Genomic DNA, 16,382 nt, shown 5'->3' with positions numbered 1-16,382 from the left:
TAGGGCTTTCGGGCCGGCGCCGTCGCGGATCCGGGCGCTTTTGGCATCCAGCCCGCTATCCCCGCGCGTGTACAGCCTGAACGTTCCCGTTCCCGGTCGGGTCGCCGCGCTGGCCGCCGACCTGGCGCGCGAGCTACCCGGCGCTCACGACCGCCGCCGCGGCGAGCACACCCTCGTCGTCAAGCGCCTCGGCGACGGGGATCCCCCGGCAGTCATGGAGGCGCGCGCCCGCGAGGTGCTGGCCGACCGGCCCCCCTTCGCCGTCCGCATCGACGGGATCGACATGTTCGAGGAGGCCACGAACGGCTCCTCGCCGGTGGTCTACCTCTCCGTCGAGAGCCCCGGACTGTTCGACCTGCACGAGCACCTCTGCGAGTACTTCGATCCGATTCCGAAGATCGAGGGCGACGACTACACGCCCCACGTCACGCTCGCCCGCGACGGCGACATGGCCGCCGCGAAGCGCCTCTGCGAGCGCGACGTGGAGCCGATCGAGTGGGTCGTCGACGAACTGTCCTTCCTCGACGCCGAGCACGGCAACGAGGCCGGCCGCGTCGCGCTGGGGTGATACTGCCGGCTGTACCGAACGAGAGGGATCCGCCGCCCGGGACGGCGAGTGTCGTCACGAACGTACAGCCGGCAGTACGAGCGCCGGCCCGCACCGACCGTGGTAGCAATCCTTTTGAGCGGACCGGCCGTGCGTGTCGAACATGGATTACCGGGAAGTCGAGGCCACTCGCGAGTTCGTCTGTCGCCTGGAGCACGGCCGCGACTGGCGCGCGCAGATCGAGGAGTTCGCCGCCGACGAGGGGATCGACGCCGCCTTCTTCCGCGGCCTGGGGGCCGTCCAGGACGCCGAGGTCTACTTCTACGACCAGGACACCCAGGAGTACGAGGGCGTCACGTTCAACGAGCCGCTGGAGGTCGCCGCGGCCGTCGGGAACATTTCGCTGCTGGAGGGAGAGCCGTTCGCGCACACGCACGCCGTGCTCTCCCGGCGCGACGGCGAGGCGCTGGCGGGCCACCTGAACGCCGCGACGACGTTCGCCGGCGAGCTGCACGTGCAGGCGTTCGACGAGACGCTGGAGCGCGAACACGACGAGACCACCGATCTGGACCTCTGGGGACTATAGATGCGAGAGGCGGACGAGCGCTACTTCGAGCGGCTGGAGGCCGACCTCGAGGACGCGTTCGACGTCGCCGAGCGGGCCCGCCAGGTCGGCGGTGACCCCAGGCCGGAGGTCGAGATCCCCACCGCGCGGGACATGGCCGACCGCGTCGAGAACATCCTCGGCATCGACGGCGTCGCCGAGCGCGTCCGCGAGCTGGAGGGCGAGATGAGCAGGGAAGAGGCCGCCCTCGAACTCGTCGACGACTTCGTCGAGGGCGAGGTCGGCGACTACGATTCGAAGGCCGGCAAGGTCGAGGGCGCGGTCCGGACCGCCGTCGCCCTGCTGACCGAGGGCGTCGTCGCGGCGCCCATCGAGGGGATCGACCGCGTCGAGATCCTCGAGAACGACGACGGCTCGGAGTTCATCAACATCTACTACGCCGGGCCGATCCGCTCCGCGGGGGGCACCGCGCAGGCGCTGTCCGTCCTCGTGGCCGACTACGCCCGGGCGCTTCTGGGCATCGACGAGTTCCAGGCCCGCGACGACGAGGTCGGCCGCTACGCCGAGGAGGTCGACCTCTACGATCAGGAGACCGGCCTCCAGTACTCCCCGAAGGAGAAGGAGTCGAAGTTCATCGCCGAGCACATGCCGATCATGCTCGACGGGGAGGCCACCGGCGACGAGGAGGTCTCCGGCTACCGCGACCTCGAGCGGGTCGACACTAACTCCGCCCGGGGCGGGATGTGCCTGGTCTTCGCCGAGGGCATCGCGCTGAAGGCCCCGAAGATCCAGCGCTACACCCGCAATCTCGACGAGGTCGACTGGCCGTGGCTCCAGGACCTCATCGACGGGACCATCGGGAAGGACGAAGACGGCGACGGCGAGTCCGCCGAAGACGACGGCGACGAGGACGCGGACGCTGAAGACGGGGAGGACGAGGCCGACGACGAGGGCGAGGAGACCCAGGACCCGTCCGGTCCGCCCCGCCTCGATCCCGCCAAGAAGTACCTGCGGGACCTGATCGCCGGGCGGCCGGTGTTCGGCCACCCCTCCGAGGCCGGCGGCTTCCGCCTGCGCTACGGCCGCGCCCGCAACCACGGCTTCGCGACCGCGGGCGTCCACCCCGCCACGATGCACCTCGTCGACGACTTCCTCGCGACGGGGACCCAGATCAAGACCGAGCGGCCCGGCAAGGCCGCCGGCGTCGTCCCCGTCGACTCCATCGAGGGGCCGACGGTCCGCCTGGCCAACGGCGACGTCCGGCACATCGACGACCCCGAGGAGGCCCTCGAAGTCAGGAACGGCGTCGAGAAGATCATCGACCTCGGCGAGTACCTCGTCAACTACGGCGAGTTCGTCGAGAACAACCACCCGCTGGCGCCGGCCTCCTACACCGTCGAGTGGTGGCGCCAGGAGTTCGCCGAGACCGGGGCGGACGTCCGGGCGATGCAGGACGACGTCCACACGGATCTGGCGGACCCGGACGCCGAGCAGGCCCTCGAGTGGGCCGAGGCGTACGACGCGCCGCTGCACCCGACGTACACCTACTGCTGGCACGACGTGAGCGTCGACGAGATGACGGCGCTGGCCGACGCCGTCGAGGGGGCGCAGGTCGCGCAGACGGACGGCGCCGTTGCAGTGGAGCCGTCGACGAGCGAGGCCGGCGATCTCGTCCTCGACCGCACCGACACGGTCCGCGAGGCCCTGGAGAGACTGCTGGTCGAGCACACCCAGCGCGAGGACACCCTCGTCGTCCCGGACTGGGAGCCGCTGGTCCGCTCGCTGGGCTTCGATTCGAACCTGGTGCGCGAGTGGACCCCCGAGGACCTCTCGGAGCGCGCCCGCACGTACGACGACGGCGAGAACGCCGTCGAGGCGGTCAACGAGGTGGCCCCGTTCGCCGTCCGCGAGCGGGCGCCGACCCGCATCGGCAACCGGATGGGTCGTCCGGAGAAATCGGAGGAGCGCGAACTGTCGCCGGCGGTCCACACCCTCTTTCCCATCGGCGAGGCCGGCGGCAGCCAGCGCGACGTCTCCGACGCCGCTTCCCACGCCGAGGAGATGAACGACGCGCAGGGCGTCGTCGAACTGGAGGTGGCCCGCCGGCGCTGTCGCGACTGCGGCACCGAGACGTGGCGCGGCCGCTGTCCCGACTGCAACGGCGTCGCCGAGGCCGTCTACGTCTGCCCGGACTGTGAGAGCGAAGTCGAGCCCGACGAGTCCGGTCGCGCCGAGTGCGCCCACTGCGAGACGCTGGCCTACCCGACCCAGTACGAGCGGATGGACGTCGGCGAGGAGTTCCGCGACGCGCTGGAGTCCGTCGGCGAGCGCGAGACCGCCTTCGACGTGCTGAAAGGCGTCCAGGGGCTCTCCTCGGAGGAGAAGATCCCCGAGCCGATGGAGAAGGGGATCCTCCGGGCCAAGCACGACGTCTCCGCGTTCAAGGACGGCACCGTCCGCTACGACATGACGGACCTGCCCGTCACCTCCGTGCGAGCGTCGGAACTGGACGTCACCGTCGACCAGCTCCGGGCGCTGGGCTACGAGGAGGACATACACGGCGACCCGCTGCGCCACGAGGACCAGCTGGTCGAGCTGAAGGTGCAGGACGTCGTGCTCTCCGACGGCGCCGCCGAGCACATGCTCAAGACGGCCGACTTCGTCGACGACCTGCTCGAGCAGTACTACGGGCTGGACTCCTTCTACGACTTCGACGACCGCGAGGACCTCGTCGGCGAACTGGTCTTCGGGATGGCGCCCCACACCAGCGCGGCGACGGTGGGTCGAGTTATAGGATTTACGACAGCTGCAGTTGGGTACGCTCACCCCTATTTCCACGCCGCTAAGCGGCGTAACTGCGATGGTGATGAGGACTGCGTGATGCTTTTGCTCGACGGCCTGCTGAACTTCTCTCGGAAGTACCTGCCCGACCAGCGCGGCGGCCGGATGGACGCGCCGCTCGTGATGTCCTCGCGGATCGATCCCTCGGAGATTGACGACGAGGCGCACAACGTGGACGTCATGCGCGAGTACCCGCTGGAGTTCTACGAGGCCACCCGGGAGATGGCCGACCCCGGCGAGGTTGAGGAGATCATGACCATCGCCGAGGAGAACCTGGGGACCGACCGCGAGTACACGGGCTTCGACCACAGCCACGACACCACCGACATCGCGCTGGGGCCGGACCTCTCCGCGTACAAGACGCTGGGGTCGATGGAGGACAAGATGGACGCCCAGCTGGCCCTCTCGCGGAAGCTCCGGGCCGTCGACGAGACGGACGTCGCCGAGCGTATCATCGAGTACCACTTCCTGCCGGACCTGATCGGGAACCTCCGGGCGTTCTCCCGACAGGAGGTGCGCTGTCTGGACTGCGGCGAGAAGTACCGCCGGATGCCCCTCTCGGGCGACTGCCGGGAATGCGGCGGCCGGGTCAACCTCACGGTCCACGAGGGGTCGGTCTCGAAGTACATCGACACCGCCACCCACGTCGCCGAGGAGTTCGGCTGCCGGGAGTACACCAAACAGCGCCTGGAGATCCTCGAGCGGTCCATCGAGCGGATCTTCGAGGACGACACCAACAAGCAGAGCGGGATCGCGGACTTCATGTGAGCATCCGCGGCGGGCGGTACTCGCCCCGTCGGGGCGGCGCGCTGACCGTCTGGGCCACTGTCGCGTAGTCGTTCGGAAAGCGGGACTTGCATCTCGATACTCGCCTGTTGGCAGGCGACTGGCCTTGTTATCGGGGGGATTTATCGACCGGACTGTGGGAGGAGATAGCATGGATCAGACTCGACTCACGCCGTCGGTCGACCTCGACGGGCTCTCCCCGGAGGAGGCGTTCTCCGTCCTGGGGGACGAGACGCGACTGGCCATCGTCCGGGTGCTGTGGGAGGCCGGGGCGGCGCGGGAGTACGACGACGTCGACGACTCGGAGGGGACGATGACGTTCTCTGACCTCCGCCGCGCCGTCGACCTCAAGGACAACGGCCGGTTCAACTACCACCTCACGAAGCTGCGTCCCCACTTCGTCCGTCAGACCGAGGACGGCTACCGCCTGAGCGGGGCGGGCAAGAAGATCGCGCGGACGGTCGTCGCCATCTCGGGCGGGCCGGCGTCGGAGTTCACGACGGACCTCGACCTGGCGTGTCCGATCTGTGGCGCCCCCGTCGCGGCCGCCTACGAGGACCAGTGGCTCAGGTACCGGTGTACCGAGTGCGAGGGGCTGTTCGGCGACGCGGCCCCGGAGGGAGCGATCATGAACACGGCGTTCCCGGCCGCCGGGATAGCCGGCCGGGACCCGCGGGAAGCCCTCACGGTCAGCCTGTACCGGTGCATCATGGACCTGACGTACCTGTTGCAGGGGGTCTGTCGCGAGTGCGCCGGCGACGTTGCCGGCTCGGTGTCGATCTGCGAGGACCACGACACCGGCGACGGGGGCGTCTGCGACGCGTGCGGAGCGCCGTTCCCGGTGTGGGCCGAACTGCAGTGCGAGACGTGCCGGTTCGGCAAGCACCTGCCGATCGAGTTCTGCGTGATGGGCGTCCCGACCGTGGTCGGTCACCTCGCCGAAGGGTCGGTCGACGTACTGCCGCCGTCGATCGAGGACATGGTCGAGGTCGTCGGCTCCCGGATCGAGACGACCGTCGACAGGGACCCGCTGCGCGTGATCGTCACGGTCCGGGGCGGGACGGAGACGGTGTCGGTGACCTTCGACGAGGCGGCGACGCCGGTGGAGGTCGCGTACTGATCGCAGTGCCTCGCCGGTGGAACGAGCCGCTGGCACCGTTCCGGGGAGGGGGTGAACGAGACTTCACTAGTTTTCTCTAGTGAAGTGTAATTCTCCTAACACCAAAGTGCTCTCCCACGCAACGATTAGCCGGCCATGTCAGATCGAGACCTGATCGACTTCAGCGTCTGGCGGGAGATGGACGAGGACATCACCGACGAGCAGGAGAAGCAGGCGGCGCTCGAGGCCTCGCAGGAGGCCATCGCGGAACTGGCGGAGGAGGAGGACGTCGACGTGGAGTGGGTGCGCACCGACGTGCTCGAGGATCCCGACGGTGACGTCGACTGCGCGTACTGTCACTACCGGGCCCCGAGCCAGGACGCCATCGAGGAGCACTCGGAGCGCGCTGGGCTCCCGGTGACGAAGCTCACCCGACTGGACGACCAGCTCGACCGGGAGGCCGTCGAGTGACTACCATCCGACAACCATGACCGACTCACCACCCAGAATCACGCGACGGCGCCTGATCGCGGCGGCAGTAGGCACCGCGGCGCACTCGCTCGTGGTCGGCCCGGTCGCCGCACACGAGGGCGAAGACGGGGACTCGGACGGCGACCACTCGGGCGGCGATCACTCGAACGACGACCAACTATCCGCTGTCACGGCGGCCACCGAGCAGTACGCCGACCCGCAGGCGGCGATGGACGACGGCTACATCCCGCTCGGCCCGTTCGTGCCGGGGATGGGCTGGCACTTCCTCAACCAGGGACACGTCCAGTCGGCGGTCGAGAACGGGTTCGACCCGGAGCAGCCCCAGTTGCTCACGTACGGGGACACCGGCGCCGCCTGCGACGGCGACCTCGTCCTCGGTGCCGTGGAGTACGCCATCCCGGTCGGGGCCCGGGGATTCGACGAGGAGTCGCCCCCGAGCATCTTCGACGGCGACGGTGGCGCGTGGCACGTCCACCACGCGGCCGAGCACGCCTTCGCCGTGCCGGCGGCGGGAGCGGAGGACGTCCCGGACAGCGCCGTCGACGCGTCGACGTCGACCCTCTTCCGCACGACCAACTGGATCGAGGTGGCGCCCGGCGGCGAACCAGGATCGCCGATGTTCGAGCCCGGAACGGCACTGATGGCGGACTTCGAGGACGGTGCAGAGATGGACCAGCGGGTCGTCGTCGAGTCGTCCGTCCACCCGGACCTCTGGACGCTGCACGCCTGGGCCCACACCGAGAACCCGGCTGGCGTGTTCGCGCCGACGAACCCGGACCTGCCCGGTTCGCCAGAGGACTGACCGCAGACGTCCACGCAGGTCCCGGCCAGCCCTCAATGCCCTCCTCCCGGCGGCCGCCGGCCGCGAAGAGGCGCCGATAAGCGCCTGTGAAGCTACGATGTGCGAGCCTCGCCACTGTCGGGGCTCCGCCGTGTCACCATCGGAGGCGGGCCGCACGTCTGCGACGCTCTGGGGTCGGTCGAATACGAGACGGTCGAGACTAACGGCGTTCACCTGTACGCGCTCAGTACCGCCCGGCCCCCTCGTCGAGTACCTCCCGTCGCTCGCGGGCGGCGCGGGCCTCGTCGACCGTCTCGTTCTCGACGAGGCGGTCGACCTTCCGCTCGAACTCCGCCTCGGTGAGGTCGCCGTTCACGTACCGGCGCTTCAGGTCGTCGAGGGCCCGCTCCTCGCGCTCCGCCGGCGACGGTTCCGGCGGGGCGAGCAGGTCCGACAGCCCGACGGTCCGCAGCGGCGGGTACTCCCGCTCCAGGCGCTCGGCGGCGTTCGCCACGAGGTCGCTGCGGGGCAGCGACGCGTTCCTGGCCAGCGACCACAGCAGGCCGACGACCGACAGCGCCAGCAGCGGGACCAGGATCACGGCGGCCGCGAGCGCGGGGACGGCGGCCTCGACCAGCAGCGCGACGGGCGACGCCCCGCCCGCCAGGCCGGTGAGCACGACCAGCGCGAGGGAGCCGACGGCGACGAGTAGCAGTCCGCCCGAGACCAGCAGGCCCAGCGCAGACGCCCAGAACCACTTGCTCCGGAGGACACCCATTGTCTGATCGGTCCTATGGGGAGCGACGTTGTATACGTCCCGCCTCGGGAAGCGGAGCGGTTCCGGCCGGCGAGCGACCGTCTGCAGCCGATCCGCGCCGGATCCTTCAGGCGACGGCCTCAGTCCTCGGCGCTGAACACCAGCACGTAGCTGTGGTCGTACCCGTAGCCGAACACGCCCTCCTGCGCCTCGGCGTACTCGTTCATCCCGTCGCCGGGCTCCCACGAGACGACGACCTCGCCCTCGAACCGGAGCTCCCCGCGGATCGCGTCGGCGAGGTCCCAGGCGAGCGTCGTCACTTGACCGTCGTACTTCATATTGGACACCTCCACCAGAACGGTCCCGGCCGACCGGAGCAACTCCCCGACCTGCGCGAAGACGTCCCGGACGTCGTCGAGGTAACTGGCGTAGCCGGTGTCGCCGTCGTAGTTCTGCAGGGGATCGGCGGGCATCCCCTCGACCATGAACGGCGGGGAGGTGTACGCGCAGTCGACGGCGGGCAGGTCCAGGGCCGCCAGGTCGCGGGCGTCGCCGTGAATCACGGTGCCGTGGCCGCCCTGCTCGCGGACGTACTCGACGCGCCGCTCCTCGAACTCAACGCCGTAGGCGCGGCGGTCCATCTCCGTCGCCACGCGGAGCGTCGTGCCGAACCCGGCGAAGGGGTCGAGGACGACGTCGCCGGGGTCGCTGTACTCGCCGAGGAACCGCTCGACGAGGGCGGGCGGCGTGCGCACGTCGTCGTCGGTGAAGGGCGCCGGCAGCGCACCCGGCCGCTCGTAGTCGAGCGTGATGGCAGTCCGCATGGCCGGGGCTGTCGGCCGGCGAAGAAAAGGCTACTGCCCGTACGGTCCGGAGCAGCGCGGTGGCGCGCGATCGGCCGTCGCCCGAACCGGAACGTCCCATCGCCGACGAGGCTCAGATTTAACCGTGTCAGGAGAGTAACCGGGATCGATGAATCAAGCCGCTGGACAGCGCGACCACCGCGAAGCGCTGGGCCTCGAAAGCGGGCTCGAGGCGCTCCAGATGGGGTCCGAGTTCCGGGGTCCGGTCGAACCGGTCGACGGACACGACTGTAACGACCACTTTGCGCACATCTACGAGACGCCCGAGGAGAAGTTCGAGGCCGCCGTCCCGTTCGTCCGCCACGGCCTCGAGGCCGGGGAACGCGTCGCGTACGTCGTCGACCAGAGCAGCGAGAGCGACGTGAAAGCCGCGATGCGCGAGGCCGGCATCGACGTCGACGACGCGCTCGCCTCCGGAGCGCTGACGTTCTACAGCGTGCAGGAGACCTACCTCCGGGGCGGCGAGTTCGACGCCGACGAGATGATCCAGTTCTACGCCGACGCCACTGAGGAGGCGACCCGGGAGTTCGAGGCGCTGCGCCTCGTCGCCGAGATGTCCTGGATCGAGACCGCCGACGCGACGGTCGAGCAACTCATGGCCTACGAGTCGAAGATCAACGAGCTGTTCGACCACGAGGACGTGCTGGCGATCTGCCAGTACGACCGCGAGCTGTTCGAGCCGGAAGTCGTCCGGAACGTCGTCCGGACCCACCCGCACCTCATCTACGACGGCGCGGCCTGCCACAACGTCTACTACACGCCGCCGGAGGAGTTCTTCGGCGGGGACGCGCCCGCCCGCGAGAACGATCGGATGCTCCGGACGCTTCGCGACCGGACCGAGACGAAAGCGGAGATGGCCGACCACAGGCGATTCCTCCGAGAGCTGTACGAGATCACGGCCAGCCAGGACCGCACCTTCGATGAGAAGCTCGACGCCACGTTCGAGCTCGGGTGCGAGCAGTTCGACGTCGGATTCGGCTTCCTGAACCGCGTCGACCCCGCCGCCGACCGCCTGGAGATCGAGTACGCAAGCGGCGACCATCCCCACTACGAGGTCGGCGACGAGCTCCCGCTGTCTGAGACGTACTGCGAGGCGGCCGTCGACATCGAGGCGGCCGTCGACGTCGTGAGCCCCGTCGACGAGGGTTACGACGACTGCTTCGTCTACGAGGAGTTCGGCGTCGACGGGTACATCGGGACGTACGTCCCGGTCGCGGGCGGCGCCGACCGGACGCTCGCGTTCGTCCCCGATGAGTCCTGCGAGCAGGAGTTCTGCGAGCAGGATCGGGCGTACATCGAGCTGATGGGGCAGTGGATCGGCTACGAGCTCAACCGCCGCCGGCGCGAGCAGTTCATCCGCGACTGCTACGAGATCACGTCGGACCCCGCGCTCGACTTCGAGGAGAAGCTCCACCGACTGCTCGACCTCGCCCGCGATCAGATGGGCCTCGACGCGGCCGGACTGACCCACTTGCCGGACTGGGACGGCGCGTTCCGCAACGAGTACGCCATCGGGTACGGCGACGGCGACGGGGTGGTCGACGCGTCGGACGGCGTGTGGACCGACCCCGGCGAAGGGTGTTACTGCCGGCAGGCAGTCGTCTCGGACGGGCCGGTCGGGATGGCCGACGTCCGCGGCACGGACTGGGAGGACGACGAGATCCACCGGGAGCACGGCCTAAGCTGTTACCTCGGCACGAAGGTGACCAGCGGATCGACGCCGTACGGCACCCTGTGGGTCGGGAGCGCGGAGCCCCGCGAACGGCCGTTCTCCGAGACCGAGCGGACGTTCCTCGAGCTGATCGGCCAGTGGGTCAGTTACGAGCTCGAACGCCGGGAGTACGGCGATGCCCAGCGGGAACTGTACGAGATCACGGCCGACCCCGACCTCGGGACGGGAGAGAAGATCGATCGGCTGCTGGAGGCGGGCTGTGAACGGCTGGACCTCTCCGTCGGGATGCTGACCAGCGAGCGCGAGCGGGCGTTCGAGATCCAGCACATGCACGGGAGCCACCCCGACCTCGACGAGGGGACGCGCACCCCGCCGCTGACGGACAACTACTGCCGGCGCGTCGTCGAGACGGGCGAGTCGGTCAGCGTCGGCGACGCCGGGGCGGCCGGCTGGGACGGGGACGCCCTCTACGACGAGTTCGACCTGCAGTGCTACGCCGGGACGCAGGTGACCGTCGGCGGCGACGTCCACGGCACCGTCTGCTTCGCCGACACGGAGCCGCGTGGCGGCTTCACCGACGCCGAGCAGGCGTTTCTCGACCTCCTGGGTCAGTGCGTGAGCTACGAGATCGAACGGCGGGAACACGAGATCGACCTCGAGGAGACGATCGAACGGCTGGAACAGTCCAACGACCGGCTCAAGCAGTTCGCCTACGCCGCCTCCCACGACCTGCAGGAGCCGCTGCGGATGGTCTCCAGCTACCTCCAGCTGCTGGAGTCCGAGTACGGCGACGACCTCGACGGGACGGCCCGCGAGTACGTCGACTTCGCGGTCGACGGCGCCGACCGCATGCGCGCGATGGTCGAGGACCTGCTGGCGTACTCGCGCGTCGAGCAGGCCGGCGGCGAGTTCGAGCCCGTCGACTGCGAGGCCGTCCTCGACCGGGTCACCGACGACCTGCAGGTCCGCATCGAGGAGAACGACGCCGACGTCGTCGTCGACTCCCTTCCCAGGGTGCGCGGCGACGCGGAGCAACTGGAGCAACTGTTCAGCAACCTCGTGGCGAACGCCGTCAAGTACAACGAGAGCGATCGGCCCCGCGTCGAAGTCACGGCCGAACGGCGCGGCGACTACTGGGAGCTGGCCGTCTCGGACAACGGCATCGGCATCGACCCCGAGAAGGCCGACCGCATCTTCGAGGTGTTCAAGCGGTTACACCACGACGACGAGTACACGGGGACCGGCATCGGTCTCTCGCTGTGCCAGGAGATCGCCGAGAACCACTGCGGCGGCATCTCGGTCGACTCAGAGCTAGGTGAGGGCTCGACGTTCTCGGTCAGGCTGCCCGCAGAGAGCGATCGAGACGAGTGACGAGGCCGAGCAACAGCGGTCGTCTCGAAGCCGGCCGGCCGCCGCGGACGCACCGACCGCGCCGGTGAACAGTTACTGCTCGGCTCGGCCCGGTTCGAGGCGGTAGCGCGTCGTCTCCCGGCCCTCGAACCGGGGCCCGGACCCGCGCGCCTCGAAGCCGGTCTCCTCGATGGCCGTCTGGACGCTCTCGTCGCCCTCGGGGAGGAGGACCTCGACGCTCATTCCCTCGCGGCGGGCGAAGCCCACGGGCTCCTCCAGCAGGCGCCGGCAGGCCTCGGGCGTCCCGGCGATCTGCGTGACGTGGACGGTGCTGTCCCGCGCGTCGAAGCTCACGAGGCCGACGACGTCCTCGTCGTCCTCGTCGCCGTCCACCGCTTCGTACGCGATCCGTACCGTGCGGTCGTGGACGAGGTTCCGCATCACGTCGGGGGGACTGTCGGCCAGTTCCGCCATCCGCTCAGCGTCCGCCTCGACGGCCTCCCGAATTTCCATGTCCGCACTCTCGGCGCGGAGCTAAATAAACCGTGTGCCGCCGTCGATCCGCGGGGCCCCGCCGCTCCCGCTGCCGGTGTACCGTGACGTTTCCCGGAGCGCGGCGTGAAAGATGAAAGCAGTTATCCCGGCAGGCTGGCAACCGGGGGGTAATGACTCACGCACGCACGGGGCAGGTGATGCCATGCGCGTAGTCGCGAAGTTCGGTGGGACCAGCCTGGGCAACGGCGACCGGATCAACCGGGCGGCGGACAACATCGCCGAAGCCGTCGAGCACGGCCACGAGGTGACCGTCGTCGCGAGCGCGATGGGCAACACGACGGACGAGCTGCTCGACGAGATCGAGTACGAGGCCGACGACGCCGACCGCGCCGAGATCGTCAGCATGGGCGAGCGGACCTCCGTCCGCATGCTCAAGGGCGCGCTGGCGGCCCGCGGGATCGACGCGATGTTCCTCGAGCCCGGCAGCGAAGAGTGGCCGATCATCACCGACGAGTACGGCGAGGTCGACGTCGACGAGACCAGCCGCCGGGCGAAGGCGCTGGCCGGCCAGCTCACCGACGTCGTGCCGGTCATCACCGGCTTCCTCGCGGAGGACCACCAGGGCAACGTGACGACGCTGGGCCGGGGCGGCTCCGACACCACCGCCGTCATGCTCGGCAAGTACATGGACGCCGACGACGTCGTCATCGTGACCGACGTCGAGGGCGTCATGACGGGCGACCCGCGCGTCGTCGAGGGTGCCCGGAACGTCGGCGAGATCACCGTCGACGAACTGCGCTCGCTGTCCTTCCGCGGCGCAGAGGTCGTCGCGCCCTCGGCGCTGTCGTACAAGGACGCCGACCTCGGGGTCCGGGTCGTCCACTACCAGCACGGCGACCTCCTGGCCGGCGGCACCTCCATTCAGGGCGAGTTCGAGAACCTCATCGACCTCCAGGAGAACGCGCTGGCCTGCGTCACGGTCGCCGGTCGCGCGATCCGCAACAGTCCCGGCATCCTCGCGGAACTGTCGGGCGCGCTGGCCGACGAGGGGATCAACATCAGCGGCAACTCCTCCGGCATGGACTCGCTGACCTTCTACGTCGACGCGGAGGACGCCGAGGCGGCCGAGGCCATCCTCCACGACCGGATCGTCGAGGACGACACCCTCTCGTCGGTCACCGTCGAGGAGGACATCGCCGTCGTCCGGGCGACCGGCAGCGAGATGCCCAACCAGCCCAGCATGGTCAAGCGCGTCGTCGACCCGCTGGAGGACGCTCACATCCACCTCTACGACGTCATCACCTCCGCGACCTCCGTCTCCGTGTTCGTCCCCTGGGAGGACCGCGAACAGGCGCTGGAACTGGTCCAGGACGTCTTCTGAGAAGACCGGTCGCCCGCGTTCCGTTTTCGCTCTCGCTTCCCGCTCTACTGCCGGGACTACCGCCCCTCGAGCAGCCGGAACCCGATCTGGCGCGGCAGCCCGGCCTCCTCGACGGCCGCGATGACGGCGTCGACGTCGTAGTCGACGCGGCGCTCCTCGACGGTCATCTCGTTCAGATCGAGGACGGCGTAGGCGGCCTCCGGATCGCCGTCGCGGGGCTGACCGACGCTACCGGGGTTGACGACGATCCCCTCGTCGTAGACCTCGTGGTGCTGGACGTGGGTGTGGCCCATCACGAGGACGTCCTCGTCGTCCAGGAGGTCGGGGCCGAACTCGTGGGGCCGGGTGTAGTGGTCCGGATCGTCGGGGTGGCCGTGGACGACCTTCACGCGTCCGCCAGCAGCGGTCAGTTCGGTCGGGAGGTCGTCGAGCCACGCGAGCTGGTCCCCGTCGAGCTGCTCGCGCGCCTGCTCGACGCCGGCCGTCGCCATATGGTTGAAGTGGGGCGCGTGGCCCGTCGCCACCGCGCGGTCGTGGTTCCCCTCGACGGTCGGGATCGAGTCGACAGCGACGTGCTCCGCCACGAGGCCCTCGCCCGGGTGTCGGATCGCCTCGACGCACTCGGCGTGCCATGGGTTGTACCCGACCACGTCGCCCGCACAGAGCAGCCCGTCGACCGGCGGCACGTCCGTCAGGACGGCCTCCAGCGCGACCCTGTTCCCGTGGACGTCGGAGATGAGGCCCAGTCGCATTGCCCGGAGCTACCACCCCACGGGACTTAATCGAACTGCAAAGCCGCCGGTACGGGACAGTAGAGTGACAGCTAGGCCGATCGTCGAGCTATAGTAGAAATTGAATGCGATGGCACACTCGAGGGGCACCTCTGGGTGCCCCCCGATGTGTAAATAGTTTCAATTTCTACGATAGGCGTCGCCACTCGCCGTCGAGCCCACCGGGTCCCGGCCCAGTCTCACTGATGCGGTCCCCAGTAGGCGCAGGCGACCGGCTCCTGGACCGCCGTGACCTCGCCGGCGCAGTCCGCACAGAGGTCGGCCTCCGCGCCGGCCCGCTTCCCGCAGTCGGCACACCGGTACGCGGTCCGCTCGACGACGGGCGGGGCGAACCATCGTTCTACCGTGTCAAGGATGCCCATGGTACTCGACACGACCTTCGTTATCTATAATGATAAAGTTTGTCACGCCGAACCGTTCGCTAAATTTCCGGAACGGCCGGCGTCCGCGCGAGCGCAGCGAGTACGGGCTCGAGAGGCGAGCACCGCGAGCCTGTCGGCGAACGGGCGGCACCGGGCTCCCGCGGGAGTCGGAAACCGCAGTTCGCGCCCGATTACCCGTTGTAGATGGCCGTCGTCGCGCCGTCGTCGTCGACGGCCACGCCGGCCGAGCAGACCGCGTGCTCGAACTCGTGTTCGTAGGCCTCCTCCGCTGCCGCCCCGGCGTCCGTCGCGGCGAGGTCGAACGGCGTCGGGCTGTCCTCCTCGTAGGTGGCGACCAGCGTCGGCTCGGTGACCTCCTCGACCAGCAGCGCGTCCCGGCGGACCGTGCCGATGACGCCCCCGCGGCCGTGGGCGTTCGTGGTGGGGTCGTCGCCCGGGACGCCGACGACGCCCGCGACGCGGGGCGTGTCGTAGTCGTCCTTCTCGAAGTCCATCGCCAGCAGCGGCTCGGCCAGGGCGTCGCGCGCGGGCAGGCCCAGCGCCAGCTTCTCGGCGATGGGGTCGACGTGGGAGCCGTTGCCCACCACGACGCCGCGGTCGGTGACCTGCACGGCGTTGTACTCGACGTAGGGGTTGTCCGTCGCCGGTGCGTCCTCGGTCTGTGCGATGGTGACCGTCCCGTCGCGGTCGACGGCTTTCCGGTTGGGGAACGAGCGCGAGGAGACGCGGTAGGCGCCCACCTCAGGACCGACGACGACGAATCGTCCGACGTACATGCGCGGCAGTGCGCCCGTCCGTCGAAAGTAGGTGTCGATTCCCGCCCCGCGGTGCCGGCCGACGGCATCACTCCGGCAGTCGCGTCGCCAGCGCCAGCACGACGCCGTAGACCAGCAGGACCGCCAGCGGGAACGCGTCCAGTCGCGGTCGTCCGAGGCCACCGGAGTCCGTCGCAGCGGCGGCCAGCGGCACCGCGTGCTCCAGCAGGAACCACAGCGCCGTTCCGTAGGTGATTCCCAGAATCACACGCGCGCGCAGTGCGTCCGCGTACCCGCCGGCGCGCTCGGCCAAGACGCCGAAGACCGCGCCGCCGGCCGCGCCGAGGACGAGGGCGGCGACCCAGCCCGCGAGGGTCCCGGCGGTGCCGGTCACGCCCGGAACTGCGACGCCGCGCGGCCCGACCGCCCCCAGCAGGACGCCCGCCGGGATCGCCGCGAGCGCGCCGGCGAGGATGCCCCGTGTCCACGCCGGCCGGCGGCCGTTCGCTGCCTGCGCGACCGCCGATCCGATTGCCATGTGCCCCCCTCGTCCCGCAGACGGATGGCTCCGGCGTCCGTTCACCGCTCTAGGGCCGTCGTACCCGCTGCGCGGCGGTGATAGGCCGGCGTTTCTCCGGACGGAGTGCCCGCGGCACCCGTCGTTAACCGTGGGTGTCAGTTACTGGCATGCAGAACTCCATCGCGCAACGCTTACAAACATCCACCCTCTACCGTTCGATGCGCGCAGTCCCATGGGGTAGCGGCCAATCCTGAAGCCTTCTGGGGGCTTCGACCCAGGTTCGAATCCTGGTGGGACTATTTTT

Annotated in this window: 15 protein-coding genes and 1 tRNA gene; 9 read left to right on the top strand and 7 right to left on the bottom strand. The window is 69.5% G+C overall.

Translation table 11 applies throughout. The features are described 5' to 3' along the window. Positions 1–67: 67 nt before the first annotated feature. The 6 genes from LCY71_RS08265 to LCY71_RS08240 all read left to right on the top strand — a co-directional run bounded on the left by LCY71_RS08265 (position 68) and on the right by LCY71_RS08240 (position 7,132). Positions 68–568, top strand: coding sequence for a 2'-5' RNA ligase family protein (locus LCY71_RS08265; protein ID WP_225332686.1), 501 nt, complete (start codon positions 68–70; stop codon positions 566–568). 142 nt (positions 569–710) lie between these two features. Continuing rightward, positions 711–1,133, top strand: coding sequence for a PPC domain-containing DNA-binding protein (locus tag LCY71_RS08260; RefSeq protein WP_225332685.1), 423 nt, complete (start codon positions 711–713; stop codon positions 1,131–1,133). Continuing rightward, positions 1,134–4,721: a DNA polymerase II large subunit gene (locus LCY71_RS08255; protein ID WP_225332684.1), complete on the top strand. Its 3,588-nt coding sequence runs from the start codon at positions 1,134–1,136 to the stop codon at positions 4,719–4,721. A gap of 169 nt (positions 4,722–4,890) precedes the next feature. Continuing rightward, entirely contained in the window at positions 4,891–5,859 is a 969-nt protein-coding gene (locus LCY71_RS08250) for a winged helix-turn-helix domain-containing protein (RefSeq protein ID WP_225332683.1), read from the top strand. Positions 5,860–5,994: 135 nt separating this feature from the next. Next, the gene (locus tag LCY71_RS08245; protein ID WP_225332682.1) at positions 5,995–6,309 is read left to right on the top strand and encodes a nickel-binding protein; all 315 of its coding nucleotides are present in this window, start codon (positions 5,995–5,997) and stop codon (positions 6,307–6,309) included. A 16-nt stretch (positions 6,310–6,325) separates the two neighbouring features. Next, entirely contained in the window at positions 6,326–7,132 is an 807-nt protein-coding gene (locus LCY71_RS08240) for a hypothetical protein (RefSeq protein WP_225332681.1), read from the top strand. 223 nt (positions 7,133–7,355) lie between these two features. Here the strand turns inward: LCY71_RS08240 and LCY71_RS08235 are convergent, their stop codons facing one another. Further along, positions 7,356–7,889 carry an SHOCT domain-containing protein gene (locus LCY71_RS08235; protein WP_225332680.1) on the bottom strand — a complete coding sequence of 178 codons (534 nt, stop codon included), beginning with the start codon at positions 7,887–7,889 and terminating at the stop codon, positions 7,356–7,358. A gap of 119 nt (positions 7,890–8,008) precedes the next feature. Continuing rightward, positions 8,009–8,692, bottom strand: coding sequence for a DNA methyltransferase (locus LCY71_RS08230; RefSeq protein ID WP_225332679.1), 684 nt, complete (start codon positions 8,690–8,692; stop codon positions 8,009–8,011). Positions 8,693–8,840: 148 nt separating this feature from the next. Between LCY71_RS08230 and LCY71_RS08225 the strand changes: the two genes are divergently transcribed. Next, positions 8,841–11,774, top strand: a complete 2,934-nt coding sequence (locus LCY71_RS08225) for an MEDS domain-containing protein (protein ID WP_225332678.1) — start codon at positions 8,841–8,843, stop codon at positions 11,772–11,774. Between the two features lie 72 nt (positions 11,775–11,846). Here the strand turns inward: LCY71_RS08225 and LCY71_RS08220 are convergent, their stop codons facing one another. Continuing rightward, positions 11,847–12,266 carry a hypothetical protein gene (locus LCY71_RS08220; RefSeq protein WP_225332677.1) on the bottom strand — a complete coding sequence of 140 codons (420 nt, stop codon included), beginning with the start codon at positions 12,264–12,266 and terminating at the stop codon, positions 11,847–11,849. Between the two features lie 184 nt (positions 12,267–12,450). Between LCY71_RS08220 and LCY71_RS08215 the strand changes: the two genes are divergently transcribed. Continuing rightward, positions 12,451–13,629 (top strand): aspartate kinase, encoded by a 1,179-nt coding sequence (locus LCY71_RS08215; RefSeq protein ID WP_225332676.1) that lies wholly within the window; start codon positions 12,451–12,453, stop codon positions 13,627–13,629. 56 nt (positions 13,630–13,685) lie between these two features. Here LCY71_RS08215 and LCY71_RS08210 read toward each other — a convergent pair whose 3' ends face one another. The 4 genes from LCY71_RS08210 to LCY71_RS08195 all read right to left on the bottom strand — a co-directional run bounded on the left by LCY71_RS08210 (position 13,686) and on the right by LCY71_RS08195 (position 16,096). Then, complete coding sequence (locus LCY71_RS08210; protein WP_225332675.1) at positions 13,686–14,381, bottom strand: metallophosphoesterase family protein; 696 nt, start codon at positions 14,379–14,381, stop codon at positions 13,686–13,688. Between the two features lie 218 nt (positions 14,382–14,599). After that, on the bottom strand, positions 14,600–14,782 hold the full coding sequence (locus tag LCY71_RS08205) for a hypothetical protein (protein ID WP_225332674.1): 183 nt from the start codon (positions 14,780–14,782) through the stop codon (positions 14,600–14,602). 191 nt (positions 14,783–14,973) lie between these two features. Further along, positions 14,974–15,579, bottom strand: coding sequence for an IMP cyclohydrolase (locus LCY71_RS08200; RefSeq protein ID WP_225332673.1), 606 nt, complete (start codon positions 15,577–15,579; stop codon positions 14,974–14,976). 67 nt (positions 15,580–15,646) lie between these two features. Beyond that, positions 15,647–16,096 carry a hypothetical protein gene (locus LCY71_RS08195; protein ID WP_225332672.1) on the bottom strand — a complete coding sequence of 150 codons (450 nt, stop codon included), beginning with the start codon at positions 16,094–16,096 and terminating at the stop codon, positions 15,647–15,649. A 208-nt stretch (positions 16,097–16,304) separates the two neighbouring features. Here LCY71_RS08195 and LCY71_RS08190 point away from each other — a divergent pair. Continuing rightward, positions 16,305–16,377, top strand: a tRNA-Gln gene (locus LCY71_RS08190). The last annotated feature ends 5 nt before the right edge of the window (positions 16,378–16,382 follow it).

It is taken from the genome of Halomicrobium urmianum (assembly GCF_020217425.1).
Lineage (GTDB): Archaea > Halobacteriota > Halobacteria > Halobacteriales > Haloarculaceae > Halomicrobium > Halomicrobium urmianum.
This window is presented reverse-complemented; position numbering and strand designations above follow the sequence as displayed.

What these genes read in the sequence shown, in the direction of transcription:
- LCY71_RS08260 (WP_225332685.1), top strand. Translation starts at nt 711, where the DNA reads ATGGATTACCGGGAAGTCGAGGCCACTCGCGAGTTCGTCTGTCGCCTG.
- LCY71_RS08255 (WP_225332684.1), top strand. Translation starts at nt 1,134, where the DNA reads ATGCGAGAGGCGGACGAGCGCTACTTCGAGCGGCTGGAGGCCGACCTC.
- LCY71_RS08250 (WP_225332683.1), top strand. Translation starts at nt 4,891, where the DNA reads ATGGATCAGACTCGACTCACGCCGTCGGTCGACCTCGACGGGCTCTCC.
- LCY71_RS08245 (WP_225332682.1), top strand. Translation starts at nt 5,995, where the DNA reads ATGTCAGATCGAGACCTGATCGACTTCAGCGTCTGGCGGGAGATGGAC.
- LCY71_RS08240 (WP_225332681.1), top strand. Translation starts at nt 6,326, where the DNA reads ATGACCGACTCACCACCCAGAATCACGCGACGGCGCCTGATCGCGGCG.
- LCY71_RS08235 (WP_225332680.1), bottom strand. Translation starts at nt 7,889, where the DNA reads ATGGGTGTCCTCCGGAGCAAGTGGTTCTGGGCGTCTGCGCTGGGCCTG.
- LCY71_RS08230 (WP_225332679.1), bottom strand. Translation starts at nt 8,692, where the DNA reads ATGCGGACTGCCATCACGCTCGACTACGAGCGGCCGGGTGCGCTGCCG.
- LCY71_RS08225 (WP_225332678.1), top strand. Translation starts at nt 8,841, where the DNA reads ATGAATCAAGCCGCTGGACAGCGCGACCACCGCGAAGCGCTGGGCCTC.
- LCY71_RS08220 (WP_225332677.1), bottom strand. Translation starts at nt 12,266, where the DNA reads ATGGAAATTCGGGAGGCCGTCGAGGCGGACGCTGAGCGGATGGCGGAA.
- LCY71_RS08215 (WP_225332676.1), top strand. Translation starts at nt 12,451, where the DNA reads ATGCGCGTAGTCGCGAAGTTCGGTGGGACCAGCCTGGGCAACGGCGAC.
- LCY71_RS08210 (WP_225332675.1), bottom strand. Translation starts at nt 14,381, where the DNA reads ATGCGACTGGGCCTCATCTCCGACGTCCACGGGAACAGGGTCGCGCTG.
- LCY71_RS08205 (WP_225332674.1), bottom strand. Translation starts at nt 14,782, where the DNA reads ATGGGCATCCTTGACACGGTAGAACGATGGTTCGCCCCGCCCGTCGTC.
- LCY71_RS08200 (WP_225332673.1), bottom strand. Translation starts at nt 15,579, where the DNA reads ATGTACGTCGGACGATTCGTCGTCGTCGGTCCTGAGGTGGGCGCCTAC.
- LCY71_RS08195 (WP_225332672.1), bottom strand. Translation starts at nt 16,096, where the DNA reads ATGGCAATCGGATCGGCGGTCGCGCAGGCAGCGAACGGCCGCCGGCCG.